Here is a 26,835-nt window from a genome sequence, read left to right as displayed (position 1 = left end):
TGGAGAGGGTGCCGATGCCATCGCCGGTGTCTGCTCCGATGCCATCGACACTCCCAGGAGCCTCACTGGTCTATAAGCGGTGCATAAGCAGTGTCAACGCCTGTACCCGCCAAGCGCGTTGGCTTTGCCCTCTCATTAACCGCCGAGACGTTTCAGCGCCTCGGGGGCCTCCTCGATCCGGTCCACCAGCGCGATCCGGGCCTCCATGGACCGCCCCTCGGCCAGCGACGTCAGCAGCGGCCAGGCCGGCAGCGTCCGCGTCCAGTGCGCCCGGTCCACGAGCACCATGGGGGTGGGACCGCCCCGTGACTCGTAGTAGTTGGGCGTCGCGTTGTCGAAGATCTCCTGGACGGTGCCGGCGGCGCCCGGCAGGAACACCACGCCCGCGGTCGAGCGCGCCAGCAGGCCGTCCTCGCGGGTGGCGTTGGCGAAGTACTTGGCGATGTGCGCCGCGAAGGCGTTCGGCGGCTCGTGGCCGTAGAACCAGGTCGGGATGCCGACCGAGGCACCGCCCCCGGGCCAGCGCTCCCGCACCTCGAAGGCGGAGCGCGCCCAGTCGGTGACCGACGGCGCGAACGACGTGACCTTCGCGAGGAGCGTCAGGGCGTCGTCCAGCATGCCGTCGCGGAACGGGGCGGAGTACGCGCCGAGGTTCGCGGCCTCCATGGCGCCCGGTCCGCCACCGGTGGCGACGGTGAACCCGGCGCGGGTCAGCTCGCGCCCCAGACGCGCGGCGCCCGCGTAGGCGAGGGTGCCGCGGGCCATGGCGTGGCCGCCCATGACGCCCACCACCCGCGCTTTGGCCAGGAGTTCGTCGACCGCGTCCGAGACCGCGTCGTCGTGGATCGCGCGCAGCATGGAGGCGAACACGTCGCCGTCCGCCTTGGTGTGCTGGAACCAGGTGTGGGCCAGCGCGTCCGGCGTCGCCTCGTAGCCGTCGTCGAGGCAGGCGTACAACTCGTCGGGGGAGTAGACGTGTCCGCGGTACGGGTCGAAGGGCAGACCGGGCACGGGCGGGAAGACCAGGGCCCCCGCGGCGCGCACACGGGCCGCCGCCTCGGGCGCCATCGGGCAGCCGAGGAAGACGGCGCCCGTGAGGTCCGCGGAGAGGAGGGCGTCCGTACGGGCCGTCAGGTCGACGGCCTGGACGCGGTGGTGGGCGAGGGTGCCGTGCGCGGAGACGACCTCGTCGAACTCGGCGAGGGTCTCTATCTCCCGGTCGTGCGAGGCGTGGTGGGACTGCGCCTGGGACGGGGACGGCGGCTGGGGCTGGGCGGGTGTCGGATCCACCCGCCCATGCTAGGTGCGCGTCCCGGTCAGTCCTCGAGGACCGCCGGGTCCATCCACGCGACCTCCCAGGTGTGACCGTCGAGGTCGTCGAAGGCCCGGCCGTACATGAAGCCGTGGTCCTGGGTCTCGCCGGAGACCGAACCGCCCGCGGCGACCGCCCTCTCCACCAGCTCGTCGACCTTCTCGCGGCTCTCCGCGCTCAGCGCGATCAGCACCTCGCTGGCCTTCGTCGAGTCCACGATCTCCTTCTTCGTGAACTGCGCGTACTTCTCCTTGGTCAGCAGCATGGCGACGATCGTGTCGCTGATCACGACCGAGGCGGCGGTCTCGTCGCTGAACCGGGCGTCGAGCGCGAAGCCGAGCTCCGTGAAGAACTTCTTCGAGGCGTCGAGGTCGTTCGTCGCCAGGTTCACGAAGATCATCTGCTGGTACATGGGGGTCTCTCCCGTCGGTGCCGTGCCGTTGTCGTGCCGTTCGCAGGGTCAGACGGGAGGACGGCGCGGAAATCATCGGCGGTCGGGGGGAAAACTCGGGGATCTTCGTCAGCGGGCCAGGGGCAGCGCGGCCAGGGCCGCGACGAGGAAGGTCGGCGGACCGAAGAGGGCCAGCAGCGCGACGGCCCGCACGGCGGCGGCGGCGCGCAGCGTCGTCCGGGGCGCGCCCAGCCGCAGCAGGGCGGTGGTGGTGTCGGCGCGGGTGTGCTTGGCCTCGGCGGCCGAGGTGAGCAGGGTGGCCACCGTGGCGCCCGCCACGACGAGGGCGCCGAGGGCGCCCAGGGGGTGGGAGGCCGGTCCGTCCCCGCCGTACAGGACCGCCGCCGCGTAGAGCGCGGAGGCCACGGCGCAGACGACGCCCAGGGGGCGGCCGATGCGGCTCGACTCCTCCATGAGGACGCGGCCGGCGAGCAGGCGCAGGGCGCCGGGGCGGACGGCCTGGAGGAGACGGCCGCACAGGTGGGTGAGGCCGGGGCCGGCGAGGGCGAGGCCCAGGGCGGTCAGGGTCCAGCCGAGGAGGACGCCGGCGGAGGGGGCGGTGTCGGGGGTGGCCGTGTTGCCGGCGTAGGCCTCCACGGCGAGGCCGGCGGTGAGGACGGCGATGCCCCAGGGGAGGGTGGTGGTGTTCTGACGGCGGGCGGTGTCCGGGGTGTGCGCCCGGGCGTCCGCCGGGGCCGGGAGGTGGGGAGCGCTTGTGGGCGCGCAGCGGGTGCCCCTCCCGGAGGGGGTGCCCCCGGCGGCCCGGCCGTCCGCAGGCTGAGCGGGCTCGGCGGAGCGGCCGCCCGCGGGGTCCGTGGCGAGGGCGCCGGCGAGTTCGGCGGTGCGGACGTCGGCGGAGGCGGTGGCCGTGGCCGGGGCGGGAGAGGCCGCGGCGGTGGTGTCGGGCGTGGTCCTCCTGGTGGCCCGGCGGGCGCCGAAGCGGCCGTAGGCGCCGAAGGTCTCGCGGGCCGCGCCCCGGCCGTACGCGCCGAAACGGCCGTAGCCGCGGGCGCCGGCGGCGCGGGCGGGCGGCGCGTCGCGGGGGCGGAGGGACAGGGCCACCGCGGCGGACGCGGTCGCCGGGAGCAGCGTCAGGAGGGTCACGGCCGCGGGGAAGGGGAGGGGCAGGCCGACGGCGAGGGAGTCGGCCGCGGCGCCGTCGAAGGGCGTGGCCGTCAGGTCACCGCGCAGGTGGAGGAAGAGGAGCAGGGCCGCCAGCGAGCCGAGCGCTCCGGACAGGGCCGTGGTCGCCGCGGAGACGGCCATCAGCCGGCCGGGGCCGAGGCCGATCGCCGACAGGCCTGAGCGGGGCCGGGTGCCCGGGTCGGCGCGGGCCGCGGCGACGGCGAAGTACACGGTGGCGCAGAGGGGGGCCGCGCACCAGGCGAGGCGGAGGGCGGAGGCGCCGGACGAGCCCGGGTGGCCGATCGCGTGGCCGAGGGCGCACAGCAGCAGGAAACCCGTGCCCGCCGAGAACGCCGCGACCATCAGACGGCGCAGCTGGACGGCGAGCCGGGCGCGGCGGGTCAGACGGAGAGCGAGCACGCTGCCCGGCCTTCCGTCGCGGTGCCCCCGGAGGCCACGGTGGTCTCGGTCACCGGCGGCAGGTGCACGGTCCTGACCCGCCGGCCGTCCAGCAGCGAGACCGTGCGGTCCGCGAGCGCGGCGGTCTGCGCGTCGTGCGTGGCGAGGACGACGGTGATGCCGTGCGAGCGGGCCGCCGTGGTCAGCGTCCGCAGCACATGGGAGCGGTCGGCACGGTGCAGGGGCGCCGTCGGCTCGTCGGCGAACAGGACCGAGGGGGTGACGGCGAGCGCGCGGGCGATGCAGACGCGCTGCCGCTCGGCCTGCTGGAGTTCGTGCGGGCGCCGGCGGGACGCGCCGCCGACGTCGAGGCGCTCCAGCCACTCCAGGGCGGTCGTCTTCGCCCGGCGCCGGGCGACGCCGCGCAGCATGAGGGGGAGGGCGGTGTTCTCCCAGACGTTGAGCTCCGGGACGAGCACGGGGGCGGGGTCGATCCAGGCGAAGCGGTCGCGGCGCAGTCGTTCGCGGCCGATCGGTCCCATGGTGTGGACCGGCACGCTGTTGAACCAGACCTCGCCCTCCCGTACCCGCAGCAGTCCGGACAGACACCGCAGCAGCGTCGTCTTGCCGCTGCCGCGCGGGCCGCTGACGGCGAGGATCTCGCCCTCCCGGACGCCGAGCGAGACGCCCTGCAGCGCGGGCGAGCCGTCGTGGTGCTGGAAGTGCAGGGCGCGGGCCCAGAGCACGTCGTTGTCCGGCGGAGCCTCCATGGGCGTACACCTCGGTTCTGATCCGTTTTTCCCCGGCCGTTTCCCCCGTCCGGGGGAACGAAGGCGGGGCCGATCGGTCACGAGGCACCGTAGGCAGTCGCCGGGGCGCGGCCGGACAGCACACGGCCCCGGGCCGCCGTTTCTCACTCGAACGGACGGTGCCGGGGCCGGTGATGATCATCCGGAAGGATGACCGGGGCTCCTCGCTGCCGGCGCCGGGGACCGGCGCCGCGGGATCAGAGCTTCGTCCACGCCTCCGTCAGCGTGGCGCGCAGGATCTGCTCGATCTCGTCGAAGGTCTCCTGGTTGGAGATCAGCGGCGGGGCGAGCTGGATGACCGGGTCGCCGCGGTCGTCGGCACGGCAGTACAGGCCGTTGTCGAAGAGCGCCTTGGAGAGGAAGCCGTAGAGGATCCGCTCGGTCTCCTCCTCGTTGAACGACTCCTTGGTGTTCTTGTCCTTGACCAGCTCGATGCCGTAGAAGAAGCCGTTGCCGCGGACGTCGCCGACGATCGGCAGGTCGAGCAGCTTCTCCAGGGTGGCGCGGAAGTTGCCCTCGTTGTCGAGGACGTGCTGGTTGAGGCCCTCGCGCTCGAACAGGTCGAGGTTGGCGAGGCCGACCGCCGCGGAGACCGGGTGGCCGCCGAAGGTGTAGCCGTGCAGGAAGGTGTTGTCGCCCTTGTAGAACGGCTCGGCCAGGCGGTCGGAGATGATGCAGGCGCCGATCGGGGAGTAGCCCGAGGTCATGCCCTTGGCGCAGGTGATCATGTCCGGGACGTAGCCGAACTTGTCGCAGGCGAACGTCGTGCCGAGGCGGCCGAAGGCGCAGATGACCTCGTCCGAGACGAGCAGCACGTCGTACTGGTCGCAGATCTCGCGCACGCGCTGGAAGTAGCCGGGCGGGGGCGGGAAGCAGCCGCCGGCGTTCTGCACGGGCTCCAGGAAGACGGCCGCGACCGTCTCCGGGCCCTCGAACAGGATCTGCTGCTCGATCTGGTCGGCGGCCCAGCGGCCGAAGGCCTCGGGGTCGTCGCCGAAGAGCGGGGCGCGGTAGATGTTGGTGTTCGGCACCTTGTGCGCGCCGGGCACGAGCGGCTCGAAGGGGGCCTTCAGGCCGGGCAGGCCGGTGATGGACAGGGCGCCCTGCGGGGTGCCGTGGTAGGCGACCGCGCGGGAGATGACCTTGTACTTGGTGGGCTTGCCGATCAGCTTGAAGTACTGCTTGGCGAGCTTCCACGCGGTCTCGACCGCCTCACCGCCGCCCGTGGTGAAGAAGACCTTGTTGAGGTCGCCGGGGGCCTCGTTCGCCAGGCGCTCGGCCAGCTCGACGGCCTTCGGGTGGGCGTAGGACCACACCGGGAAGAAGGCGAGCTCCTGCGCCTGCTTCATGGCGGTCTCGGCAAGCTCCTGGCGGCCGTGTCCGGCCTGCACCACGAACAGGCCGGCGAGGCCGTCGAGGTAGCGCCTGCCCTTGTCGTCGTAGATGTGGGTGCCCTCACCGCGGACGATGGTGGGGACGGGGGCGTTCTCGTACGACGACATGCGGGTGAAGTGCATCCACAGGTGGTCGTAGGCGGTCCTGCTGAGGTCCTTGGGGCTGTCGGTGCTCACGATTATCGGGTTCCCCACATATAGGTCTGCTTCTTGAGCTTGAGGTAGACGAAGCTCTCGGTGGAGCGCACTCCGGGGACGGCCCGGATGCGTCGGTTGATGACCTCGAGGAGGTGGTCGTCGTCCTCGCAGACGACCTCCACCATCAGGTCGAAGGAGCCCGCGGTCATCACCACGTACTCGCACTCGGACATGGCCGCCAGCGCGTCGGCGACGGACTCCACGTCGCCCTCGACGTTGACGCCGACCATCGCCTGCCGGCGGAAGCCCACGGTGAGCGGGTCCGTGACGGCGACGATCTGCATCACGCCCTGGTCGAGCAGCTTCTGGACGCGCTGGCGCACGGCCGCCTCCGACAGGCCGACGGCCTTGCCGATCGCGGCGTACGGCCGGCGGCCGTCCTCCTGGAGCTGTTCGATGATGGCGAGGGAGACGGCGTCCAACTGGGGACCGCCGTTCCTGGACTCGCGGGAGTCCTTCGGGTCTGCGCTTCGACTGGCCACGACTTCACTGTGCACGACGTATCGACAGTTTTGCAAGGCGGGATCGATGAAATTCGTTGTTCAGGAGGTTTAAGTCTGCGGATTTCGCAACCCGGAGGCGACCGGGGGTGTTGAAAACGTCAGGTCTCCGTCTAGGGTGGGTGTCTCAGTGCTTGGACGCCTGAGAGATCCGATCGACATCCGAACTTGGAGGGCCGGCAGTGAGCACCGAGCTGCGTCGTCTGCGCAACTACATCGACGGTGAGTTCCGGGACGCCGCCGACGGACGGACCACCGAGGTGGTCAACCCCGCGACGGGCGAGGCCTACGCGACCGCTCCCCTGTCCGGGCAGGCGGACGTCGACGCCGCCATGGCGGCCGCCGCCGCGGCCTTCCCGGGCTGGCGCGACACCACCCCGGCCGAGCGGCAGAAGGCCCTCCTCAAGATCGCGGACGCGTTCGAGGAGCGGGCCGAGGAACTGATCGCGGCGGAGGTGGAGAACACGGGCAAGCCCATCGGGCTGACCCGCTCCGAGGAGATCCCGCCGATGGTCGACCAGATCCGCTTCTTCGCGGGCGCTGCCCGGATGCTGGAGGGCCGCAGCGCCGGCGAGTACATGGAGGGCCTGACCTCCATGGTCCGCCGCGAGCCGATCGGCGTCTGCGCGCAGGTCGCCCCGTGGAACTACCCGATGATGATGGCCGTGTGGAAGTTCGCCCCGGCGCTCGCCGCGGGCAACACGGTCGTCCTGAAGCCCTCGGACACGACCCCCGCCTCCACGGCCCTGATGGCCGAGATCATCGGTTCGATCGTGCCCAAGGGCGTCTTCAACGTCGTCTGCGGCGACCGCGACACCGGCCGCCTGATGGTCGAGCACCCGACCCCGGCGATGGCCTCCATCACCGGCTCCGTGCGGGCCGGCATGTCCGTCGCCGAGTCCGCCTCCAAGGACCTCAAGCGGGTCCACCTGGAGCTGGGCGGCAAGGCGCCGGTCGTGGTCTTCGAGGACACCGACATCCCCAAGGCCGTCGAGGGCATCTCGGAGGCGGGCTACTTCAACGCCGGCCAGGACTGCACCGCCGCCACGCGCGTACTGGTCCACGAGTCGATCCACGACGAGTTCGTGAGCGCGCTCGCGAAGGCCGCGTCCGAGATCAAGACCGGGCAGCCGGACGACGAGGACGTGGCGTACGGCCCGCTGAACAACCCCAACCAGCTCAAGCAGGTCGCCGGGTTCATCGAGCGGCTGCCCGCCCACGCCAAGGTCGAGGCCGGCGGTCACCGGGTCGGCGACAAGGGCTACTTCTACGCCCCGACCGTCGTCTCGGGCCTCGAGCAGGACGACGAGATCATCCAGAACGAGGTCTTCGGCCCGGTCATCACCGTCCAGTCCTTCCGCGACGAGGACCAGGCCGTGGAGTGGGCCAACGGCGTCGACTACGCGCTGGCGTCCTCGGTGTGGACCAAGGACCACGGCCGCGCCATGCGGATGTCCAAGAAGCTCGACTTCGGCTGTGTGTGGATCAACACCCACATCCCGCTGGTCGCCGAGATGCCGCACGGCGGCTTCAAGAAGTCCGGCTACGGCAAGGACCTGTCGGGGTACGGCTTCGAGGACTACACGCGGATCAAGCACGTGATGACGTCGCTGGACGCCTGACGCGCTCGACGGCGCGGCCCCGGACGGGAACTGCCGTCCGGGGCCGCGCCGTTCGCGTCCCCGCCCGCGGGCGGCGCGTGATCGACAAGGTGTCGGGTCCGGGCCGGTCCGCTCGACGCGACGTCAATTGTCCGGCGGCGCGCACGGGCGGCATGCTGCCCGAATGCCCCTGACACCGAAGTCGTCCCCGCTCTCCCGTCGGACCCTGCTGCGCGCCCTCGGTGCCGGTGCCGCGCTCGGCGGCCTCGCCGGCTGCGGGGTGCCCGCCGCGTACGTGCCCGCCGACGAGCGCGCCGCCGCCGATCTGTCCGCCACCGACAGACGGCTCACCTGGGCGAACTGGCCGCTCTACATCGACACCGACGACGAGCACCCGGGCCGGCGGCCCACCCTCGAGGCGTTCGCGGAGCGGACCGGCATCTCCGTCGACTACATCGAGGAGATCAACGACAACGACGAGTTCTTCGGCAAGATCAGCCCGTCCCTGATGAACCACCAGCCCACCGACCGCGACCTGATCGTCATCAGCGACTGGATGTGCGGCCGCTTCGTCCGGCTCGGCTGGGTGCAGGAGATGGACCGCTCCCGGCAGCCGAACGTCACCGAGCACCTGGACCCGCTGCTGCGTTCGCCCGCCTTCGACCCGGGCCGGAAGTTCACCGTGCCGTGGCAGTCGGGCATCACCGGCATCGCCTACAACCGCCGTCGGCTCGGCCGGGAGATCCGGCACGTGTCCGACCTGTGGGCGGACGACCTCAAGGGCCGGGTGACGCTGCTCTCCGGCATGGACGAGGCCTTCGCGCTGCTGATGCAGGGCAACGGCGTGGACATCACCGACTGGAGGGCGGACGACTTCCACGCGGTCTGCGACCAGGTGGAGAAGCAGGTGGCCAGGGGCCAGATCCGCCGCTTCACCGGCAACGACTACATCAAGGACCTCTCCAGCGGCGACGTCCTGGCCTGCCAGGCCTACTCCGGTGACGTGATCCAGCTCCAGGCGGACGACCCGGACATCGAGTTCGTCGTCCCCGAGGAGGGCGCCGAACTGTGGGCGGAGTCCCTCATGATCCCCGACCTGGCCGGCCACAAGGCCAACGCCGAGCGGCTGATCGACCACTACTACCAGCCCGAGGTCGCCGCCGAACTGGCCGCCTGGGTCAACTACGTCTGCCCGGTCCCCGCCGCACGGGACGTGCTCGCCTCCAGCGACGACGAGGAGACCGCCGCCCTGGCCGAGGACCCGCTGATCTTCCCGGACGCGGCGATGCGCGAACGGCTCGCGATCGCGCGGGACATCCCGGCGGGGGAGCGGACGGAGTTCGCGAAGCGGTGGAACGGGATCGTGGGCGTGTAGCAGACTGATCGCCGTGGACAATTCATCACGTGATGAAGAGGTCGCCGGTGCGGTGACCCTCGGACTGCTGGCGGCCTGGGCGCTGCACGACGCCGAGGAACTGGTGGCCGTGCCCGGCTGGTGGCGGCGCAACCTGCCCGCGCTGCGCGAGCGGTACCCGGCCGTGCCGGAGGCGGTGTGGCGGCGGGCCGGGTCGGCCGGGGCGCGGGAGTTCGCCGCCGCGGTCGGGGCGATGGCCGTGATCGTGGCCTCCGCGTCCGCCGCGGGCCGGGTGACCGGTGGCCGGTCGGCCGCGTACCAGACCGCGCTCCATGCCTTCGGGCTGCACGGCCTGGTCCACCTCGCGCAGGCGGGGCTCGTCCGCGGCTACACCCCCGGCTCCGCCACCTCGCCCCTGCTCGTCGTCCCGTTCACCCTCTGGGCCCGCCACCGCCTGCGCCGCGCCGGCGTCCTGCGTCCCACGCGCCCGCGGGACCTCGCCCTGGGACTCGGCCTGGCGGGCGCGGCGACGGCCGCCTCGCACGCGGCGGCGCGGCGGCTCGTCGGGACCGCCTGAGCGAGGTGCGCGGGAAGGACGGCGGCCGTCCTCCTCCGCGCACGCCCCGCGCCGGATCGCCGCCCGAGGGCCGGGGGACGGGTCAGGCAACCACCCTGCGGGCGGAGGGAGTCGTCCGCCCCCTGGGGATCACTCCGGGGGAGTGCGGCGGCGGCCGTCGCGCAGGGCGCAGAGCGCGTCGACGCGGTTGGTCGTGATCGAGTCGACGCCCAGGGCGAGCAGGCGGCGCATGGAGCGGCGGGTGTCGGGCGTCCACACGGACAGCAGCAGGCCGTCGCGGTGGACGCGCTCGGCCAGCGCCCGGTCCACCAGCCCGAACCGGTAGTTGAGCCACCGCGGCCGGACCGCCGCCAGCAGCGCGGGCCGGGGCGGCGCGGTCGTCGTCCAGGTCAGCGCGATCTCGGCGGCCGGATCGGCGGCGCGCACGGCGAGCATGGCGGCGGCGCCCGCGCAGTAGTACACGCGGTCCTCCGCGCCGCACTCGCGCACCGTCTCCACCACCCGGCGCACGGCCCGCTCACCGGGGCCGCCCGGCAGGTCCAGCATCACGCGGCTGCCGTCGGTCGCGGTCAGCGCCTCCGCGAGCGTCGGCACCCGGCCCTCCGTCAGGTCGCTCACCTCCCGCGCCGACAGGGAGCGCAGCGGCCGGTCCCGTTCCCACAGCCGCTTCAGCGTCTCGTCGTGCAGGAGCACGGGCACGCCGTCCCGGGTGAGGCGGACGTCGACCTCCACCGCGTCCGCGCCACGGGCCAGGGCGGAGCGCAGGGAGCCGATCGTGTTCTCGCGGAAGCGGTAGGGGTCGCCGCGGTGGGCCACGGCGGTCACCTCGTGCACGGCGGCGGGCATCAGGAGGCGAGCCACGCGGAGGTGTAGGTGTCGATCTCGTCCCGCAGCCGGGCCTTGCCGGGCCCGTCCAGGAAGGACGCCTCGACGCCGTTCTTCGCCAGGTCGGCGAGCCCCCGCTCGTCCAGGCCGAGGAGCCGGGCGGCGACGGCGTACTCGTTGTTGAGGTCGGTGCCGAACATCGGGGGGTCGTCGGAGTTGATCGTCACCAGGACACCGGCGCGCGTGAACTCCTTGATCGGGTGCTCGTCCAGGGTGCGCACCGCGCGGGTGGCGATGTTCGAGGTCGGGCACACCTCGAGCGGGATCCGGTGCTCGGCGAGGTGCGCCAGCAGCTTCGGGTCCCGCGCGGAGCTGGTGCCGTGCCCGATGCGCTCGGCGCGCAGCTCGGTGAGCGCGTCCCACACCGTCTGCGGGCCGGTCGTCTCGCCCGCGTGCGGCACCGAGTGCAGACCGGCGGCGATGGCCCGGTCGAAGTAGGGCTTGAACTGCGGCCGGGCCACGCCGATCTCGGGTCCGCCGAGCCCGAAGGAGATCAGCCCCTCGGGGCGCACCCGGTCGTCGGTGGCGAGCCGCGTCGTCTCCTCGGCCGACTCCAGGCCGGCCTCGCCGGGGATGTCGAAGCACCAGCGCAGCACGGTCCCGAACTCCGCCTCGGCCGCCTTGCGGGCGTCCTCGATCGCGTCCATGAACGCGCCCTCGTCGATGCCGCGCCGGGTGGAGGAGAAGGGGGTGATGGTCAGCTCGGCGTAGCGCACCCGCTGGCGGGCCATGTCCCGGGCCACCTCGTACGTCAGCAGCCGCACGTCCTCCGGGGTGCGGATCAGGTCGACGACGGACAGGTACACGTCGATGAAGTGCGCGAAGTCCGTGAACGTGAAGTAGTCGGCCAGGGCCTCGGGGTCGGTGGGGACCTTGGAGTCGGGATGGCGCGCGGCCAGCTCCGAGACGATGCGCGGGGAGGCGGAGCCGACGTGGTGGACGTGCAGTTCGGCCTTGGGCAGTCCGGCGATGAAGGCGTGCAGGTCGCGCGGGACGTCGGGGTCGACGAGGTGCTCGGTCAAGGGGTTCCTCCCCGAAACGGCGTCCTGGGCCGCCCTGGGCGGGCGCTCCCGCGGGACGCGGGTGATCGGCTGATCGGTGATCCGGGATCATCGTAGGCCGGGGCCGTGCCCGGCGGGGGCGGCCCGTAGCATGGCGGGACGTTCGAGCAGAGGGGATCCCGCGCATGTCCGACGAGGCGCAGCCGCCGCGAGCCGACGAGCAGGCGCCGGAAGCCGCGGGGAACGGTTCCGCGTCCCGGCCGCATCCGCCGGGCGCCGGGGGGCCGGGCGGCACCTGGCCCGCGCCGGCCGGCGGGACCGCGGACGCCGTACCCGGTGCGGGCCCCGGCGGGCCGGACCCCTCGGCGGGGACCCCGGTCCGGACGACGCCCGCGGGCCAGGACGCCGACGCGCGTGCCGGGGCCGTTCGTCCCGGGGCCGATCCGTGGGCGCCGCCCGCGGACCACGCCGCGTCCGCGCCCGGCGGCCCCGGCGCCACCCTCGCGTCGAACGGACCGGCGCCGTGGCCGGCCCCGTCCGTCCACGACCAGCAGACGGTCACGTCCATGCCGGCCATGGGCACGCAGCCCCCGCCGTGGACGACCCCCGGGGCCCCGGCACCGGCGGACGGCACGGCGGGCCCCTTCGCGCCACCGGGCACGACGACCCCCGCGGGCGCCGCCGATCCCTTCGCGCCGCCCGGAGCGGCCGCGCCGGCGAGTGGTGCGGCGAACCCCTTCGCGTCTTCGGCCCCGGCACCGTCGTACGCCGGTCAGGGCCAGGCCGTCCCCCCGCCGCCCATCGCCCCCGACGGCCCCGGACAGGTCCCCTACGGCTACCCCGGCGGCCCCGGGCACCCCGGTCCGGGTGGTTACGCCGCCCCGCAGCCGCCCGGTTACTACGGCTGGCCCGGCGTGACACCGATGCCGAGCAACGGGATGGGCACCGCCGGTCTCGTGCTGGGCATCGTCGCGGCCGTCGTCTTCTGCCTGTGGCCGCTCGCGATCGTCCTGGGCGTCCTGGGCGTCGTCTTCGGCGCGCTCGGCCGCGGCAAGGCCCGTCGGGGCGAAGCCACCAACCCGGGCCAGGCCCTGGCCGGCATCATCTGCGGAACCGTCGGCATCGTGCTCGGCGTCGGCTTCGGTGCCCTGGTGCTCTTCACGTAGCCGCTGAGCCGCCCCGGCCGCCGGGGCGGCTCAGCGGCCGGCGGTGTCGTCGGACCCGGGCGGTGGCGACCGGCGGGGCGCCTGTCCGGCGGTCCCGCGCCCCGGGCGCCGCAGCGCCCCCGGACCCACCGCGCCCGCCTCACCTCCGCAGCCGCTCCCGCGCCACCATCAGCGCGAAGCCCAGCAGGTTCGCGCCCCGCCACCGCTCCGGGTCCGTCGCCGCCTCGTCGTCCGCCGCCAGGCCGATGCCCCACACCCGGTCCACCGGGCTCGCCTCCACCAGTACGCGCTCACCGGTGCCCAGCAGGAACGCCCGCAGGGCCGGGTCCGAGGCGAACTTGTGGACGCTGCCCTCGACGACGATCCGGAACCGCTCCCGCTCCCACACCGCCTCGTCGAAGCCGCGCACCAGCCGGCCCGCCTTCTTGGCCTCCGCCGGATGCCCCGCGGCCAGCACCCGCCGCTCCGCCTCCGCGTCCTCGAAGAGCCGCGCCTTGCCCGCCATCATCCAGTGCTCGGCGGTCGCGTACCCCACCCCGTCCACGGTGAAGGGCGACGGCCACCACTGGCTCAGACAGCTCGCCCCGATCCGGCCGTCCGGGAGCGGCCGGTGGCCCCAGAAACAGAGGTACTTGACCCGTGCGCCCGCCCGGACCCCTCTGAGCAGTGCTTCCGCGCTGTCGATCGTCCCCGCCGCCCCGGTGATCCTCTCCATGCACGCGAGTCTGGCACGCGCCACTGACATTCCGTCCGCCCTTTTCGTCGGCGGCTCGACACCTGGTCGACAGATTCCGTCGCGTAACCAAATGGCAACAACGGAATCACTTGTTGGGGTCTTGGTGCTCTGTCAGGATCGGCACTCACATCGAGCCTGAGCCACGCCAGTCCCGTCCTGGGGACTCCCGTCGCGGGCCTTCCCGCCGCGGGGTCCGCCGCGGGGACATCGAGGAGAGCCGACATGCACAACCCGGACCACGCCACCCCGGACCGGTTCCCGGCCCGGCAGCGTTTCGCGGAGGGCGCGCAGTACGTCGCGGGCCGCCTGACGAAGGGCACCTCCGGCCGCACGCACACGGTCGTCGACCCGGCGACCGGCGAGGACGTCCTGACCTACGAGCTCGCCGGCACCGACGACGTCGACGCGGCCGTCGCCGCCGCGCGGGAGGCGTTCCCCGGCTGGTCCGGCGCCACACCGGGCGAGCGCTCCGACGCCCTGCACCGGTTCGCCGCCGTCCTCGCCGAGCGTGCCGAGGACTTCGCGCGCGCCGAGTCCCTGCAGTGCGGCAAGCCGCTGAAGCTGACCCGCGAGTTCGACGTGCCGGGCACGATCGACAACGCGGCCTTCTTCGCCGGTGCCGCCCGGCACCTGCAGGGGCAGTCGGCCGGCGAGTACTCCGGCGACCACACCTCGTACGTCCGCCGCGAGCCGATCGGTGTCGTCGGCTCCATCGCGCCCTGGAACTACCCCCTCCAGATGGCCGCCTGGAAGATCCTCCCGGCGATCGCCGCGGGCAACACCATCGTGCTGAAGCCCGCCGAGATCACCCCGCTCACCTCCCTGATGTTCGCCCGGGCGGCGACCGACGCCGGCATCCCCGACGGCGTGGTCAACGTCGTCACCGGCACCGGGCGGGAGGCCGGTGAGCACCTCGTCGGCCACCCCGACGTGGCCATGACCTCCTTCACCGGGTCCACCGCCGTCGGCAAGCGCGTCGCCGAGGTCGCCACCTCCACCGTCAAACGCCTCCACCTGGAGCTCGGCGGCAAGGCGCCCTTCCTCGTCTTCGACGACGCCGACCTCGACGCCGCCGTCCACGGCGCCGTCGCGGGCGCGCTGATCAACACCGGCCAGGACTGCACGGCCGCCACGCGCGCGTACGTGCAGCGGCCCCTGTACGAGGCGTTCGTGGAGAGGACCGCCGCCCTCATGGACACCGTCCGCGTCGGCGACCCCTTCGCCCCGGACACCGACCTCGGCCCGCTGGTCAGCCACGTCCAGCGGGACCGCGTCGCCGGCTTCGTCGACCGGGCACGCTCCTACGCGCGCGTGGTGTGCGGCGGCGAGGCCCCGCAGGGCGACCTCGGAAAGGGCGCCTACTACCGGCCCACGCTCATCGCCGACGCCGCGCAGGACAGCGAGGCCGTCCAGTCCGAGATCTTCGGACCGGTCCTCGTCGTCCTGCCCTTCGACGGCGACGACGAGGGCATCCGGCTGGCCAACGACACGCCGTACGGGCTGGCCGCCTCCGCCTGGAGCCGGGACGTGTACCGCGCGAACCGCGCCACCCGCGAGATCAAGGCGGGCTGCGTGTGGGTCAACGACCACATCCCGATCATCAGCGAGATGCCCCACGGCGGATACAAGGCGTCCGGCTTCGGCAAGGACATGTCCGCCTACTCCTTCGAGGAGTACACGCAGGTCAAGCACGTCATGTTCGACAACACCGCGGTGGTCCGCAAGGACTGGCACCGCACCGTCTTCGGGGACCGATAGCCATCACGCCAGGCCGCCGACCACGGCCGACCCACCCGAAAGGGCAACCACGCGCATGGAGCAGTACGAGCCCGACCGCCTGTCCCCGGCCCGAGCGGCCGCCGTGCGGCGCAGTTTCACCAACGGCAGGGCCGCCCTCGCCCGCCGCTCACTGCTGCGCGCCTCGGCGGGCGGCGCGCTCGCGGTCGGCGGCCTCGGGACACTGAGCGCCTGCGGCATCCCCGCGGCCGGCAGGACCCAGGGCGGTGTGTCCGCCGAGGACCGGTCCGAGGAGGAGAAGAAGGTCTCCTTCTCCAACTGGACCGAGTACATGGACGTCGACGAGAGCGGCCGCCGGCACCCGACGCTGGACGCGTTCACCGAACGGACCGGCATCAAGGTCACGTACACCGAGGACGTCAACGACAACAACGAGTTCTTCGGCAAGATCCAGCCGCAGCTCGCCGCGGGCCAGGACACCGGCCGCGACATCATCGTGCTCACCGACTGGCTGGCCGCCCGCCTGATCCGCCTCGGCTGGGTCCAGAAGCTGGACCCGTCCAACCTGCCGCACGCCTACGCCAACCTGTCGCAGCAGTTCCGCGACCCCGACTGGGACCCGGGCCGCGCCTACTCCTACCCCTGGCAGGCCATCTCGACCGTCATCGCCTACAACAAGAAGGCGCTGGACGGCATCGAGGTGAAGTCGGTGTCCGACCTGCTCGACAACCCCAGGCTCAAGGGCCGCGTCGGTTTCCTCACCGAGATGCGCGACACCGTCGGCACGGTGCTGCTCGACATGGGCAAGGACCCGGCGCGTTTCTCCGACGACGACTACGACGCGGCGATCGCCCGGCTGCAGAAGGGCGTCGACCGCGGCCAGATACGCCGCTTCACCGGCAACGACTACACATCCGACCTCACCAAGGGCGACTTCGCCGCCTGCCTGGCCTGGGCCGGGGACGTCGTCCAGCTCAAGGCGGACAACCCGGACGTCGGCTTCGTCATCCCGGACAGCGGATACATGACGGGGAGCGACAACATGCTGGTGCCCAACAAGGCCCGGCACAAGACGAACGCCGAGCGGCTCATCGACTACTACTACGAGCCGGGCCCGGCCGCGCGACTCGCCGCCTACATCAACTTCGTCTGCCCCGTCGACGGCGTGAAGGACGACCTCGCGAAGATCGACGAGGAGGCGGCGAACAATCCGCTGATCATTCCCGACAAGGCCATGCAGGACCGGTCCCACTCCTTCCGCTCCCTGAGCCCGAAGGAAGAGACGGTCTACGAAGAGAAGTTCGCGAAGCTCACTGGGGCGTGACGACGATGAAGACGACGACAGACGCGACGGACCGCGGCGGCGACGTCCGCCTGACCGGCATCAGCAAGACCTACGGCTCCTTCACCGCCGTGCACCCGCTCGACCTGACCGTGCCGCAGGGCTCCTTCTTCGCCCTGCTCGGCGCCTCCGGCTGCGGCAAGACCACGACCCTGCGCATGATCGCCGGACTGGAGGAGCCCAGCACCGGCACCGTCCACCTCGGCGACCAGGACGTGACCGCGCTCCCGCCGTACAAACGGCCGGTCAACACGGTCTTCCAGTCCTACGCCCTCTTCCCGCACCTCGACATCTTCGAAAACGTCGCCTTCGGCCTGCGCCGGCGCGGCATCAAGAGCGTGAGGAAGCAGGTCGAGGAGATGCTCGACCTCGTCCAGCTGGGCGAGCAGGCCCGCAAGAAGCCCCACCAGCTCTCCGGCGGCCAGCAGCAGCGCGTCGCGGTCGCCCGCGCGCTGATCAACCACCCCAAGGTGCTGCTGCTCGACGAACCCCTCGGCGCCCTCGACCTCAAGCTGCGCCGTCAGATGCAGCTGGAGCTCAAGCGCATCCAGACCGAGGTCGGCATCACCTTCGTGCACGTCACCCACGACCAGGAGGAGGCCATGACGATGGCCGACCAGGTCGCCGTGATGAACGGGGGCCGCGTGGAGCAGCTGGGCGCCCCCGCCGAGCTGTACGAGAACCCGCGGACCACCTTCGTCGCCAACTTCCTCGGCACCTCCAACCTCATCGAGGCCGATGTCGTCTCCGCCGACGGCGACGACATCACGGTGAAGGCGGCCGGCGACAAGCTGGTCCTGCCCGGCGCCCGATGTTCCGCGCCGGCCCAGGCGGGCGGCAAGGTCCTGGTCGGCGTGCGCCCGGAGAAGATCAGCCTCACGCACGCGGACGACTCCGGCTCCCTCCCCGAGGGCCGCAACCGCATAACCGGCAAGATCAGCAGCACCAGCTTCATCGGCGTCTCCACGCAGTACGTGGTCGACTGCGCCGCCTGCCCCGAGTTCGAGGTCTACGTCCAGAACATCGACCGCGACGCCCGGCTCGCCCCCGGCGCCGACGTCGTCCTGCACTGGAACCCGGCACACACCTTCGGGCTGGACGCCGACCAGGACATCGACGCGGGAGTCGCCGAGGGGGAGGCCGCCTGATGACCACCCTCACCGAGGCACCGCCACCGCTCGCCCCGGCCGCGCCGGAGAAGAAGCCCCCGCGCAGGCGGGGCCGCCTCACGCCGTACTGGCTGCTGCTCCCCGGCATCCTGTGGCTGGTCGTCTTCTTTGCCGCACCGATGGTCTACCAGGCCTCCACGTCCGTGCAGACGGGCTCCCTGGAGGAGGGCTACAGGGTCACCTGGCACTTCGCCGCCTACTGGGACGCGCTGTCCGAGTACTGGCCGCAGTTCCTGCGTTCGGTCGCCTACGCCGCCTCAGCGACCGTGCTGTGCCTGCTGCTCGGCTACCCGCTCGCCTACCTGATCGCGTTCCGGGCGGGCCGCTGGCGCAACCTGATCATGATCCTGGTGATCGCCCCGTTCTTCACCAGCTTCCTGATCCGCACCCTGGCCTGGAAGACGATCCTCGCGGACGGCGGACCCGTCGTCGGTGCCCTGAACACCCTGCACGTCCTGGACGTCACCGGCTGGCTCGGCTGGACCGCCGGCGACCGCGTGCTGGCCACCCCGCTCGCGGTGGTGTGCGGTCTGACGTACAACTTCCTGCCGTTCATGATCCTTCCGCTGTACACGTCCCTCGAACGGATCGACGGCCGGCTGCACGAGGCGGCGGGCGACCTGTACGCGAAGCCCTCCACGGTCTTCCGCAGGGTCACCTTCCCGCTGTCGATGCCGGGCGTGGTCTCCGGCACGCTGCTGACCTTCATCCCGGCGACCGGCGACTACGTCAACGCCTCCCTGCTGGGCTCGGCCGACACCGGAATGATCGGCAACGTGATCCAGTCGCAGTTCCTGCGGGTGCTGGACTATCCGACGGCCGCGGCGCTGTCCTTCATCCTCATGGCCGCGATTCTCGCCATGGTCACCGTCTACATTCGCAAGTCCGGCACGGAGGATCTGGTTTAAATGACCTTCGTCAACTGGTTCAAGCGCAATCTGGTCGTGATCGCCGGATTGCTGACGCTCGCTTACCTCCTGCTGCCCAACGTCGTCGTCACGGTGTTCTCGTTCAACAAACCGAACGGGCGCTTCAACTACGAATGGCAGCAGTTCTCCGCGGACGCCTGGAAGGACCCGTGCGGGGTCGCGGGACTGTGCGGCTCGCTGTCGCTCAGTCTCCAGATCGCCTTCTGGGCGACGCTCGGCGCCACCGCCCTCGGCACGGCGATCGCCTTCGCGCTGGTCCGCTACCGCTTCCGGGCGCGCGGCGCGATCAACTCGCTGATCTTCCTGCCGATGGCGATGCCCGAGGTCGTGATGGCCGCGTCCCTGCTCACCCTGTTCCTCAACATGGGGGCTCGGCTGGGTTTCTGGACGATCCTCATCGCCCACGTCATGTTCTGCCTCAGCTTCGTCGTCACGGCCGTCAAGGCGCGCGTGATGTCGATGGACCCGCGACTGGAGCAGGCCGCGCAGGACCTGTACGCCGGGCCCCTCCAGACCTTCGTCCGGGTCACGCTGCCCATCGCGGCCCCCGGAATCGCCGCCGGCGCGCTGCTCGCCTTCGCGCTCTCCTTCGACGACTTCATCATCACCAATTTCAACGCGGGTTCCACCGTCACCTTCCCCATGTTCGTCTGGGGATCGGCCCAGCGCGGAACGCCCGTGCAGATCAACGTCATCGGTACGGCCATGTTCGTCGTCGCCGTACTGTTCGTCCTGGCCTCCATGGTCATCGGCAACCGCCGGAACCGCCGCAAGGCGTAACGCGCCGCGCAATGCACCCGTAGGGAGTTGAAATCATGGCCCCGAGCGCCATGAGCCGCAGTAACGAGTGGACGAAATCCCTTTCCGACGCCCGGCCGGTTTCGTACTGGCTGGACGACCCCGGCCGCCCCCGCCCCGAGCCCGCCCTCACCGGCCCCACCACCTGCGACCTGCTGGTCGTCGGCGGCGGCTACAGCGGGCTGTGGACCGCGCTGCTCGCCAAGGAGCGCGACCCGCAGCGGGACGTGGTGCTGCTGGAGGGCCGCGAGGTGGGCTGGGCCGCCTCCGGCCGCAACGGCGGCTTCTGCGCGGCCTCCCTCACGCACGGGCTGTCCAACGGCCTCACCCGCTGGCCCGGCGAGATCCACAGGCTGGAGGAGCTGGGCGCCCGCAACCTCGACGCGATCGAGGCCGCGGTGGCCCGGTACTCCCTCGACTGCGACTTCGAACGCACCGGCGAGATCGACGTCGCGACCGAGGAGTACCAGGCCCGCGAACTGTCGGAGTGGTACGAGGAGATCCGGTCGAAGGGCCTCGCCGACGGCATCGAGTACCTGGACGCCGAGGCCGTACGGGAGCAGGTCGACTCGCCCACCTTCCGGGCGGGCCTGTACGACCGCCGGGGCGTGGCCATGGTCGACCCCGCCAAGCTCGCCCGAGGCCTCAAGCGGGCCTGCCTCGACCTCGGCGTCCGCGTCCACGAGCACACCCCGGCGCTCACCCTGCGGCCGTACGGCGCCGGCATGGCCGTACGCACCCCGTACGGCGGTGTCCGCGCCCGCGCGGTCGCGCTCGGCACCAACGTCTTCCCCAGCCTGGTCAGGCGGGTGCGCTCCTACACCGTCCCGGTCTACGACTACGCCCTGATGACGGAGCCGCTCACCGACGCCCGGCTCGCCTCGATCGGCTGGAAGAACCGGCAGGGCCTCGGGGACAGCGCCAACCAGTTCCACTACTTCCGGCTGTCCTCCGACAACCGGATCCTGTGGGGCGGTTACGACGCGGTCTATCCGTACGGCGGCCGGGTCCGCGCCGAGTACGACGACCGCCCGGAGACGTACGCCAAGCTCGCCGGGCACTTCTTCACCTGCTTCCCGCAGCTGGAGGGCGTCCGCTTCACGCACGCCTGGGGCGGCGCCATCGACACCTGTTCGCGCTTCTCGGCGTTCTTCGGCACCGCGCACCGGGGCAGGGTCGCCTACGCGGCCGGGTACACCGGTCTCGGCGTGGGCGCGACCCGGTTCGGTGCCGAGGTGATGCTCGACCTGCTGGCGGGGGAGCGCACCGAGCGCACCGAACTGGAGATGGTCCGCACCAAGCCGCTGCCGTTCCCGCCCGAGCCCTTCGCCTGGACCGGCATCGCGCTCACCAAGTGGTCGCTGGCCCGCGCGGACGCGCACGACGGCCGGCGCAACCTGTGGCTGCGGACGATGGACAGGCTGGGCCTGGGTTTCGACAGCTGATCCGGCCGGACGCGGGGTGTGACCCGGTTCACCCCAAGGAGTCGCGGCAACCCGCGTAATGCCCGCCCCGAAGCCTCCCTCTCCCTCGTGACGCACCCCGCGTCCACGAGAGAGAGGGAGGCCTTCCCATGCCTGGTGCGAAGACGGCGGTCGCGTGGCTGGTATCCGTCGCGCCGGATCCCGGGTCCTGCCGGCGGGAGTGGGAGCGCGACCCCCGGGGGATCGTGCTGCTGCCCGCCGGCAAGGCCTGGGACGTGCTCTTCCTGCCGAGCCGGCTCGGGCGTCCGACCCTCGACGTGCTGTCCCGCGTCCTGGACCGGCCCGGCCCGGTGCTCGTCGACTCCGCCGACACGCGCACGGGCTTCCTCGTGCCGCCCGGCACCGCCGCCCGCTGGCTGGGCACCGGCATCCGGACGGCCGGGTGCGGCACCTGGATCGTGGTGCCGCACCCGGGGCGGCCGCCGGCCTGCGGCGTCCGCTGGCTGGTCCCGCCCGACGGATCCGGCACCCTCACCGATCCCGCCCTCCTCGAACTGGCGATGCACGAGGCGGCGGCGGGTCTCGCGGCGGGGGAGGAGGGGCGGTGAGCCGCGCGAGGGGTTGACAAGCGAATTGGTCTGGACCAAGTTGGGCGCGCTCCACCCTCCCCATCTCCCCCATGCCCGGAGGCACTTGTGGAACGCGTACGCGTGGAACACCCCGGACCGCTCGCCCGGCGGCCCCTCGTCGCGCTGCTCACCGCCACGGCTCTCGCCGTGTCCGGCATGACCGCGCTCTCGTCGGCCGCCCGTGCGGCCGACGCGGACCTCGCGCGCAACGGCGGCTTCGAGTCCGGTCTCGACGGCTGGACCTGCACGGCGGGCACGACCGTGACCTCACCCGTGCACGGCGGCACCGCCGCCCTGAAGGCCACCCCGGCCGGCGCCGACAACGCCCGCTGCGCGCAGACGGTGACGGTGAAGCCCGACTCCGCGTACACGCTGTCGGGCCACGTCCGCGGCACGTACGTGTACCTCGGCGCGAGCGGCACCGGCACCACCGACGTCTCCGCCTGGGCCCAGTCCGCCCCCGACTGGCAGCGCCTGACGACGACCTTCCGCACCGGCCCGTCCACCACGAAGGTCACGATCTACACCCACGGCTGGTACGGCACCGGCGCCTACCACGCCGACGACATCTCCCTGACCGGGCCCGGCGGCGAGGCGGGTCAGCCTCCGGCGGTCCCCGCGGGTCTGACGGCGGGTTCCGTCACCTCCTCCAGCGTCGCCCTGTCCTGGTCGCCCGTCCCGGGCGCGACGGGCTACGCCGTCTACCGCGACGGCGCCAAGGTCCGCACGGTCACCGGCACCTCCACCACCGTGACCGGCCTGGCCCCGTCGACGGCGTACGCCTTCCAGGTCGCGGCGGTCAACGACGCCGGTGAGTCCGCGCGGTCCGCGACGGTCACCGCCACCACCGCCCGGGACCCGGACGGCGGCGGGTCCGGCCTTCCGGCCCACGCCCTGGTCGGCTACCTCCACGCGAGCTTCGCCAACGGCTCCGGCTACACCCGCATGGCCGACGTGCCCGACAGCTGGGACGTCATCGACCTGGCCTTCGGCGAGCCCACCTCGGTCACCTCCGGAGACATCCGCTTCACGCGCTGCCCGGTCACCGAATGCCCGAACGTGGAGAGCGACGCCGAGTTCAAGGCGGCGATCAAGGCCAAGCAGGCGGCCGGCAAGAAGGTGCTGATCTCCATCGGCGGCCAGAACGGCCAGGTGCAGCTCGCGACGACCGCCGCCCGGGACATGTTCGTCTCCTCCGTCTCGAAGATCATCGACGAGTACGGCCTCGACGGTCTCGACATCGACTTCGAGGGCCACTCCCTGTCGCTGAACGCCGGCGACACGGACTTCAGGAACCCGAAGACCCCGGTGATCGTCAACCTGATCTCGGCCCTGAAGACCCTGAAGGCCAGGTACGGCGCCGGCTTCGTGCTGACCATGGCCCCGGAGACCTTCTTCGTGCAGAACGGCTACCAGTTCTACGGCACCGGCAAGTGGGGCGGCCAGGACCCGCGCTGCGGCGCCTACCTCCCGGTCATCCACGCCCTGCGCGACGACCTGACCCTGCTGCACGTCCAGGACTACAACTCGGGACCGATCATGGGCCTCGACAACCAGTACCACTCCATGGGCGGTGCCGACTTCCACATCGCCATGACCGACATGCTGCTCACCGGCTTCCCGGTCGCGGGCGACCCGGACAACGTCTTCCCGCCGCTGCGCCCCGACCAGGTGGCCATCGGCATGCCCGCCTCCACCAACGCGGGCAACGGCCACGTCTCCCCGGCCGAGGTCACCAAGGCCCTGAACTGCCTCACCCGGAGGACCGACTGCGGCTCGTACACCACCCACGGCACCTGGCCCGGACTGCGCGGGCTGATGACCTGGTCGATCAACTGGGACCGGTACGCGAACTGGGAGTTCCAGAAGAACTTCGACGCGTACTTCGGCTGAGCAGCAGCGACACACCCGTCAGCAGGACCGCCCCCAGGCACCAACTGGCCACCACGTCCAGCGGCCAGTGGTAGCCCCGGCGGACCAGCCCGTAGGAGACGCCGAGGACGAGGACGGCGCAGAGCACGACGAGCAGGCGGCGGACGGCCGGCGCGCGCAGCAGCCGAAGGAGCAGCAGCGTCGCCGCGCCGTACGCGACGAGCGCGGTGGCGGTGTGACCGGAGGGGTAGTAGCCGACGGCCGGCGGCACCGCCGGCGTGCCGGGGCGGTCGGTCCACTCCTTCAGCGGGGCGACCAGCGCGGGCACCAGGACCATCGCCGCGGCCCCGGCGAGGGGCGGCAGCCACCAGCGGTCCGCGCCCCTGACGCGCCCGAGCCACCCGGTACCGGCCAGCGCGAGGGCGAGGACGGGCACCGCCACCTGCACGTTGCCGAGGTCGGCCAGCAGCTCGGAGAACCGGTCCGGGTGGACGAGCGCCCGGCTCACCCGCTCGTCCAGTCCCACCAGCGGTCCGTCGGCGACGACCTGCCAGGTGATCAGGGCGAAGAGCAGCGTGGGGACGGCGAGCAGCCCGAGCGGGCCGCGGGACGGGCGGGGCGAGGAGACCGGCATGCCCCCAGCCTGACAGGCCCCCCGCTCGCGTACGCTCCCCGCCCGTGAAGAGCATACGAACGCCACGCGAGCGTGCGCGCGAGAAGACCTTCGCCCGTCTGCTCGACGAGTTCCGGGCCGGCGCCTACGAGGAGGCCGAGGCCGCGGCCCGCGCGCTCGCCGCGACCCCGCCGGGCCGCCGGCGCGGAAGGCGGTCCCTGCTCCGGTGGCAGGCGCTCTCCCTGGCCACCGGCGTGGCCGTCGCGCACGGCCGGGGCACGGAGGTGCTGCCCGAGCTGGAGGCGCTGATCGCGGAACTGGAACCGGTCGACGTCGAGACCGAGCTGCTGCGGCTGATCGTCCGCAACCACCGCACCCTGGTCCTGATCGGGGAGGAGCGCCATCGGGAGGCGGAGGCCGAGGCCCTCGACGTGCTGCGCGGGACGACCCGGCTCGCCCCGGTCGGCACCGTCGAACCGGTCGCACTGTCCCACCTGGCCACCGCCCTGTGCGGCCAGGGCCGCCACGAGGAGGCGGAGGCCGTCGCCCGCGGGAACCTGCCCCACGCCCGAGGGTCCGTCCTCTCCGCCCTGCACGCCGTCCTGGTGCGCAGCCTCACCGGCCAGGGCCGCCACGAGGAGGCGCTCGCCGAGGCGCGGCGGTTCACCCCGCCCCCCTCACGCGGGGACAGCGGACGGTCGGCCCTGGCCACGGCCGAGGCGCTGCACGGACTCGGCCGCCGCGACGAGGCGGAGGCCACCGCCCGGCAGGCGCTGGCCGACTGCGAGCGGAACCTGCATCCGGCCCACCCCCGCATCCGGGAGGCCCGCGCCCTGCTCGGCCGCATCACCGGGGAGGGGTGAGGGGGGCACGCGCGCGTGGACGCACCGAAGGGCCGGCACAAGGGGGGGAGTGTGCCGGCCCTTCGGTGAACCGCCGTCCCGGGTGCCGAGGCGGCGTCCTGACCGGAACGTCGCGCGCCCCGGGGGGTTTGGGGCGAGCGACCGTCCGATCGGTGAGGAGACCCGGAACCCTCGGATTCCGGTGTTGTGCGCGAGGCACGACCAGGTCGAAGCTGGGGAGGCCCCGGCCCGGGCTTCCGCCCACGGTTCCCCGTGGACGGGGTGTATCTCTCATCTGCGTAGAACCTACGACAGGGGGTGGGTCCAGGACAGGGGCACCGACGTCCTGACATCCACCCCGCACACGTTCTTCACACGCTCTGCGGGTCGCCGCTCCAGGCGTGCGAACCACAGCTCGGACGCTCGCGCACGTGCGCGAGCGTCCGGGGCCGCGCGGGTGCTCCGCTCAGATGCGGGCGAAGCCCTGCTCGATGATGTCGAGGCCCTCGTTCAGCAGGTCCTCGCCGATGACCAGCGGCGGCAGGAAGCGCAGCACGTTGCCGTAGGTGCCACAGGTCAGGACCAGCAGGCCCTCGGCGTGGCAGGCCTTGGCGAGCGCGGCGGTCGCCTCGGGGTTCGGCTCCTTGGTGGCGCGGTCCTTGACCAGCTCCACGGCGATCATCGCGCCGCGGCCCCGGACGTCGCCGATGATGTCGAACTTCTCGGCCATGGCGGTCAGGCGGCCCTTCATGACCTCCTCGATCCGCTTCGCCTTCGCGTTGAGGTCGAGCTCCTTCATCGTCTCGATCGCGCCGAGCGCACCCGCGCAGGCGACCGGGTTGCCGCCGTAGGTGCCGCCGAGGCCGCCGGCGTGGGCGGAGTCCATGATCTCGGCGCGGCCGGTGACGGCGGCCAGCGGCAGACCGCCCGCGATGCCCTTCGCCGTCGTGATCAGGTCCGGGACGATGCCCTCGTCCTCGCAGGCGAACCACTGGCCGGTGCGGCAGAAGCCGGACTGGATCTCGTCGGCGACGAAGACGATGCCGTTGTCGTTGGCGAACTTCACGATCGCCGGCAGGAAGCCCTTGGCCGGCTCGATGAAGCCGCCCTCGCCGAGGACCGGCTCGATGATGATCGCGGCCACGTTCTCGGCGCCGACCTGCTTGGTGATCTGGTCGATGGCCTGGGCGGCGGCCTCGGGGCCGGCGTTCTCCGGGCCGGTCGGCCAGCGGTAGCCGTAGGCGACCGGCACGCGGTACACCTCGGGCGCGAACGGGCCGAAGCCGTGCTTGTACGGCATGTTCTTCGCCGTCAGCGCCATCGTCAGGTTGGTGCGGCCGTGGTAGCCGTGGTCGAAGACGACGACCGCCGGGCGCTTGGTGTACGCACGCGCGATCTTGACGGCGTTCTCGACGGCCTCGGCGCCACTGTTGAACAGGGCCGACTTCTTGGCGTGGTCGCCCGGGGTCAGCTCGGCCAGCGCCTCGGCGACGGCGACGTAGCCCTCGTACGGCGTGACCATGAAACAGGTGTGGGTGAAGTCGGCGAGCTGCGCGGACGCCTTGCGCACGACGGCCTCGGCGGAGGCGCCTACGGAGGTCACGGCGATGCCGGAGCCGAAGTCGATGAGGCTGTTGCCGTCGACGTCCTCGATGACGCCGCCGCCGGCGCGCGTGACGAAGACGGGCAGCGTGGAGCCCACGCCCTGCGCGACCGCGGCGGTCCGGCGGGCCTGCAGCTCCTGCGACTTCGGGCCGGGAATGGCGGTGACGACGCGGCGCTCCTGCGGAAGTGCGGTCATGGGGGGCTCCTGTGGATCTTTTCGGACGCTTGCCTTCTTTTCTCGCAGGCTAGGACCGGGAGCGGGGGGTGGGCATGCTCCATGTGGGCGTTGTCCGCGCCGCCGGTTGTCCGCGGTGGACAGGTGGCCGATACGGCGACATGTGGACACGTCGACGCGGGCCCGGCCGCG

The 26,835-nt window shown here is 72.3% G+C and carries 24 protein-coding genes; 13 read left to right on the top strand and 11 right to left on the bottom strand.

All coding sequences use genetic code 11. The features are described from left to right. Nucleotides 1–135: 135 nt before the first annotated feature. From ACZ4V6_RS28295 to ACZ4V6_RS28270, 6 genes are all read right to left on the bottom strand, one after another. Nucleotides 136–1,290 (bottom strand): LOG family protein, encoded by a 1,155-nt coding sequence (locus tag ACZ4V6_RS28295; RefSeq protein ID WP_467832952.1) that lies wholly within the window; start codon nucleotides 1,288–1,290, stop codon nucleotides 136–138. A gap of 26 nt (nucleotides 1,291–1,316) precedes the next feature. Further along, on the bottom strand, nucleotides 1,317–1,724 hold the full coding sequence (locus ACZ4V6_RS28290; protein WP_467832949.1) for a VOC family protein: 408 nt from the start codon (nucleotides 1,722–1,724) through the stop codon (nucleotides 1,317–1,319). Between the two features lie 108 nt (nucleotides 1,725–1,832). Further along, a complete protein-coding gene (locus ACZ4V6_RS28285; RefSeq protein WP_467832947.1) occupies nucleotides 1,833–3,308 on the bottom strand; it encodes a hypothetical protein in 1,476 nt (491 codons plus the stop codon). After that, nucleotides 3,290–4,057: an ABC transporter ATP-binding protein gene (locus ACZ4V6_RS28280; RefSeq protein WP_467832944.1), complete on the bottom strand. Its 768-nt coding sequence runs from the start codon at nucleotides 4,055–4,057 to the stop codon at nucleotides 3,290–3,292. Before ACZ4V6_RS28280 ends, ACZ4V6_RS28285 begins: the two co-directional genes overlap by 19 nt. A 236-nt stretch (nucleotides 4,058–4,293) precedes the next feature. After that, nucleotides 4,294–5,667 carry an aspartate aminotransferase family protein gene (locus tag ACZ4V6_RS28275; RefSeq protein ID WP_467832941.1) on the bottom strand — a complete coding sequence of 458 codons (1,374 nt, stop codon included), beginning with the start codon at nucleotides 5,665–5,667 and terminating at the stop codon, nucleotides 4,294–4,296. A gap of 2 nt (nucleotides 5,668–5,669) precedes the next feature. Further along, nucleotides 5,670–6,185 (bottom strand): Lrp/AsnC family transcriptional regulator, encoded by a 516-nt coding sequence (locus tag ACZ4V6_RS28270; protein WP_107481940.1) that lies wholly within the window; start codon nucleotides 6,183–6,185, stop codon nucleotides 5,670–5,672. A 185-nt stretch (nucleotides 6,186–6,370) separates the two neighbouring features. On the opposite strand from ACZ4V6_RS28270, the gene ACZ4V6_RS28265 reads away from it, so the two are divergent. The 3 genes from ACZ4V6_RS28265 (at nucleotide 6,371) to ACZ4V6_RS28255 (ending at nucleotide 9,720) form a co-directional block, all read left to right on the top strand. Next, entirely contained in the window at nucleotides 6,371–7,810 is a 1,440-nt protein-coding gene (locus tag ACZ4V6_RS28265; RefSeq protein WP_467832937.1) for a gamma-aminobutyraldehyde dehydrogenase, read from the top strand. A gap of 163 nt (nucleotides 7,811–7,973) precedes the next feature. Beyond that, entirely contained in the window at nucleotides 7,974–9,164 is a 1,191-nt protein-coding gene (locus ACZ4V6_RS28260; protein WP_467832934.1) for a polyamine ABC transporter substrate-binding protein, read from the top strand. A gap of 13 nt (nucleotides 9,165–9,177) precedes the next feature. Continuing rightward, nucleotides 9,178–9,720: an HXXEE domain-containing protein gene (locus ACZ4V6_RS28255; protein ID WP_467832930.1), complete on the top strand. Its 543-nt coding sequence runs from the start codon at nucleotides 9,178–9,180 to the stop codon at nucleotides 9,718–9,720. A gap of 129 nt (nucleotides 9,721–9,849) precedes the next feature. Here ACZ4V6_RS28255 and ACZ4V6_RS28250 read toward each other — a convergent pair whose 3' ends face one another. Then, a complete protein-coding gene (locus ACZ4V6_RS28250) occupies nucleotides 9,850–10,566 on the bottom strand; it encodes a glycerophosphodiester phosphodiesterase (RefSeq protein WP_467833142.1) in 717 nt (238 codons plus the stop codon). Beyond that, on the bottom strand, nucleotides 10,566–11,627 hold the full coding sequence (locus tag ACZ4V6_RS28245; protein WP_467832927.1) for an adenosine deaminase: 1,062 nt from the start codon (nucleotides 11,625–11,627) through the stop codon (nucleotides 10,566–10,568). The genes ACZ4V6_RS28250 and ACZ4V6_RS28245 overlap by 1 nt, the downstream gene beginning before the upstream one ends. 164 nt (nucleotides 11,628–11,791) lie before the next feature. On the opposite strand from ACZ4V6_RS28245, the gene ACZ4V6_RS28240 reads away from it, so the two are divergent. Then, entirely contained in the window at nucleotides 11,792–12,772 is a 981-nt protein-coding gene (locus tag ACZ4V6_RS28240) for a DUF4190 domain-containing protein (RefSeq protein ID WP_467832925.1), read from the top strand. Between the two features lie 139 nt (nucleotides 12,773–12,911). Here ACZ4V6_RS28240 and ACZ4V6_RS28235 read toward each other — a convergent pair whose 3' ends face one another. Next, nucleotides 12,912–13,517 carry an NADAR family protein gene (locus tag ACZ4V6_RS28235; RefSeq protein WP_467832922.1) on the bottom strand — a complete coding sequence of 202 codons (606 nt, stop codon included), beginning with the start codon at nucleotides 13,515–13,517 and terminating at the stop codon, nucleotides 12,912–12,914. A 213-nt stretch (nucleotides 13,518–13,730) separates the two neighbouring features. Between ACZ4V6_RS28235 and ACZ4V6_RS28230 the strand changes: the two genes are divergently transcribed. The 8 genes from ACZ4V6_RS28230 to ACZ4V6_RS28195 all read left to right on the top strand — a co-directional run bounded on the left by ACZ4V6_RS28230 (nucleotide 13,731) and on the right by ACZ4V6_RS28195 (nucleotide 23,429). Next, nucleotides 13,731–15,266 (top strand): gamma-aminobutyraldehyde dehydrogenase, encoded by a 1,536-nt coding sequence (locus ACZ4V6_RS28230; protein ID WP_467832919.1) that lies wholly within the window; start codon nucleotides 13,731–13,733, stop codon nucleotides 15,264–15,266. Between the two features lie 55 nt (nucleotides 15,267–15,321). Further along, the gene (locus ACZ4V6_RS28225; RefSeq protein ID WP_467832916.1) at nucleotides 15,322–16,569 is read left to right on the top strand and encodes a polyamine ABC transporter substrate-binding protein; all 1,248 of its coding nucleotides are present in this window, start codon (nucleotides 15,322–15,324) and stop codon (nucleotides 16,567–16,569) included. A gap of 5 nt (nucleotides 16,570–16,574) precedes the next feature. Continuing rightward, a complete protein-coding gene (locus tag ACZ4V6_RS28220) occupies nucleotides 16,575–17,735 on the top strand; it encodes an ABC transporter ATP-binding protein (RefSeq protein ID WP_467832913.1) in 1,161 nt (386 codons plus the stop codon). Then, the gene (locus tag ACZ4V6_RS28215) at nucleotides 17,735–18,664 is read left to right on the top strand and encodes an ABC transporter permease (protein WP_467832911.1); all 930 of its coding nucleotides are present in this window, start codon (nucleotides 17,735–17,737) and stop codon (nucleotides 18,662–18,664) included. The genes ACZ4V6_RS28220 and ACZ4V6_RS28215 overlap by 1 nt, the downstream gene beginning before the upstream one ends. Next, nucleotides 18,665–19,465 (top strand): ABC transporter permease, encoded by an 801-nt coding sequence (locus tag ACZ4V6_RS28210; RefSeq protein WP_467832908.1) that lies wholly within the window; start codon nucleotides 18,665–18,667, stop codon nucleotides 19,463–19,465. 35 nt (nucleotides 19,466–19,500) lie between these two features. Further along, nucleotides 19,501–20,928, top strand: a complete 1,428-nt coding sequence (locus ACZ4V6_RS28205; protein ID WP_467832904.1) for an NAD(P)/FAD-dependent oxidoreductase — start codon at nucleotides 19,501–19,503, stop codon at nucleotides 20,926–20,928. 128 nt (nucleotides 20,929–21,056) lie between these two features. Next, complete coding sequence (locus tag ACZ4V6_RS28200) at nucleotides 21,057–21,515, top strand: hypothetical protein (RefSeq protein ID WP_467832902.1); 459 nt, start codon at nucleotides 21,057–21,059, stop codon at nucleotides 21,513–21,515. An 87-nt stretch (nucleotides 21,516–21,602) separates the two neighbouring features. Beyond that, entirely contained in the window at nucleotides 21,603–23,429 is a 1,827-nt protein-coding gene (locus ACZ4V6_RS28195; protein ID WP_467832899.1) for a chitinase, read from the top strand. On the opposite strand, the gene ACZ4V6_RS28190 is transcribed toward ACZ4V6_RS28195, so the two are convergent. Beyond that, entirely contained in the window at nucleotides 23,368–24,042 is a 675-nt protein-coding gene (locus ACZ4V6_RS28190; RefSeq protein ID WP_467832897.1) for a phosphatase PAP2 family protein, read from the bottom strand. The genes ACZ4V6_RS28195 and ACZ4V6_RS28190 overlap by 62 nt on opposite strands. Nucleotides 24,043–24,086: 44 nt before the next feature. On the opposite strand from ACZ4V6_RS28190, the gene ACZ4V6_RS28185 reads away from it, so the two are divergent. Next, nucleotides 24,087–24,884 carry a tetratricopeptide repeat protein gene (locus ACZ4V6_RS28185; protein WP_467832894.1) on the top strand — a complete coding sequence of 266 codons (798 nt, stop codon included), beginning with the start codon at nucleotides 24,087–24,089 and terminating at the stop codon, nucleotides 24,882–24,884. A 445-nt stretch (nucleotides 24,885–25,329) separates the two neighbouring features. On the opposite strand, the gene gabT is transcribed toward ACZ4V6_RS28185, so the two are convergent. Next, nucleotides 25,330–26,664 (bottom strand): 4-aminobutyrate--2-oxoglutarate transaminase, encoded by a 1,335-nt coding sequence (gene gabT, locus ACZ4V6_RS28180; RefSeq protein WP_467832892.1) that lies wholly within the window; start codon nucleotides 26,662–26,664, stop codon nucleotides 25,330–25,332. Nucleotides 26,665–26,835 lie beyond the last annotated feature (171 nt).

Source organism: Streptomyces sp. NPDC029152, assembly GCF_055564355.1.
This window is presented reverse-complemented; position numbering and strand designations above follow the sequence as displayed.

Excerpts from the sequence above, each read along its gene's own strand:
- ACZ4V6_RS28230 (WP_467832919.1), top strand. The coding sequence starts at position 13,731 with ATGCACAACCCGGACCACGCCACCCCGGACCGGTTCCCGGCCCGGCAG.
- ACZ4V6_RS28260 (WP_467832934.1), top strand. The coding sequence starts at position 7,974 with ATGCCCCTGACACCGAAGTCGTCCCCGCTCTCCCGTCGGACCCTGCTG.
- ACZ4V6_RS28225 (WP_467832916.1), top strand. The coding sequence starts at position 15,322 with ATGGAGCAGTACGAGCCCGACCGCCTGTCCCCGGCCCGAGCGGCCGCC.
- ACZ4V6_RS28250 (WP_467833142.1), bottom strand. The coding sequence starts at position 10,566 with ATGCCCGCCGCCGTGCACGAGGTGACCGCCGTGGCCCACCGCGGCGAC.
- gabT (WP_467832892.1), bottom strand. The coding sequence starts at position 26,664 with ATGACCGCACTTCCGCAGGAGCGCCGCGTCGTCACCGCCATTCCCGGC.
- ACZ4V6_RS28290 (WP_467832949.1), bottom strand. The coding sequence starts at position 1,724 with ATGTACCAGCAGATGATCTTCGTGAACCTGGCGACGAACGACCTCGAC.
- ACZ4V6_RS28200 (WP_467832902.1), top strand. The coding sequence starts at position 21,057 with ATGCCTGGTGCGAAGACGGCGGTCGCGTGGCTGGTATCCGTCGCGCCG.
- ACZ4V6_RS28205 (WP_467832904.1), top strand. The coding sequence starts at position 19,501 with ATGGCCCCGAGCGCCATGAGCCGCAGTAACGAGTGGACGAAATCCCTT.
- ACZ4V6_RS28240 (WP_467832925.1), top strand. The coding sequence starts at position 11,792 with ATGTCCGACGAGGCGCAGCCGCCGCGAGCCGACGAGCAGGCGCCGGAA.
- ACZ4V6_RS28235 (WP_467832922.1), bottom strand. The coding sequence starts at position 13,517 with ATGTCAGTGGCGCGTGCCAGACTCGCGTGCATGGAGAGGATCACCGGG.
- ACZ4V6_RS28280 (WP_467832944.1), bottom strand. The coding sequence starts at position 4,057 with ATGGAGGCTCCGCCGGACAACGACGTGCTCTGGGCCCGCGCCCTGCAC.
- ACZ4V6_RS28220 (WP_467832913.1), top strand. The coding sequence starts at position 16,575 with ATGAAGACGACGACAGACGCGACGGACCGCGGCGGCGACGTCCGCCTG.
- ACZ4V6_RS28190 (WP_467832897.1), bottom strand. The coding sequence starts at position 24,042 with ATGCCGGTCTCCTCGCCCCGCCCGTCCCGCGGCCCGCTCGGGCTGCTC.
- ACZ4V6_RS28215 (WP_467832911.1), top strand. The coding sequence starts at position 17,735 with ATGACCACCCTCACCGAGGCACCGCCACCGCTCGCCCCGGCCGCGCCG.
- ACZ4V6_RS28210 (WP_467832908.1), top strand. The coding sequence starts at position 18,665 with ATGACCTTCGTCAACTGGTTCAAGCGCAATCTGGTCGTGATCGCCGGA.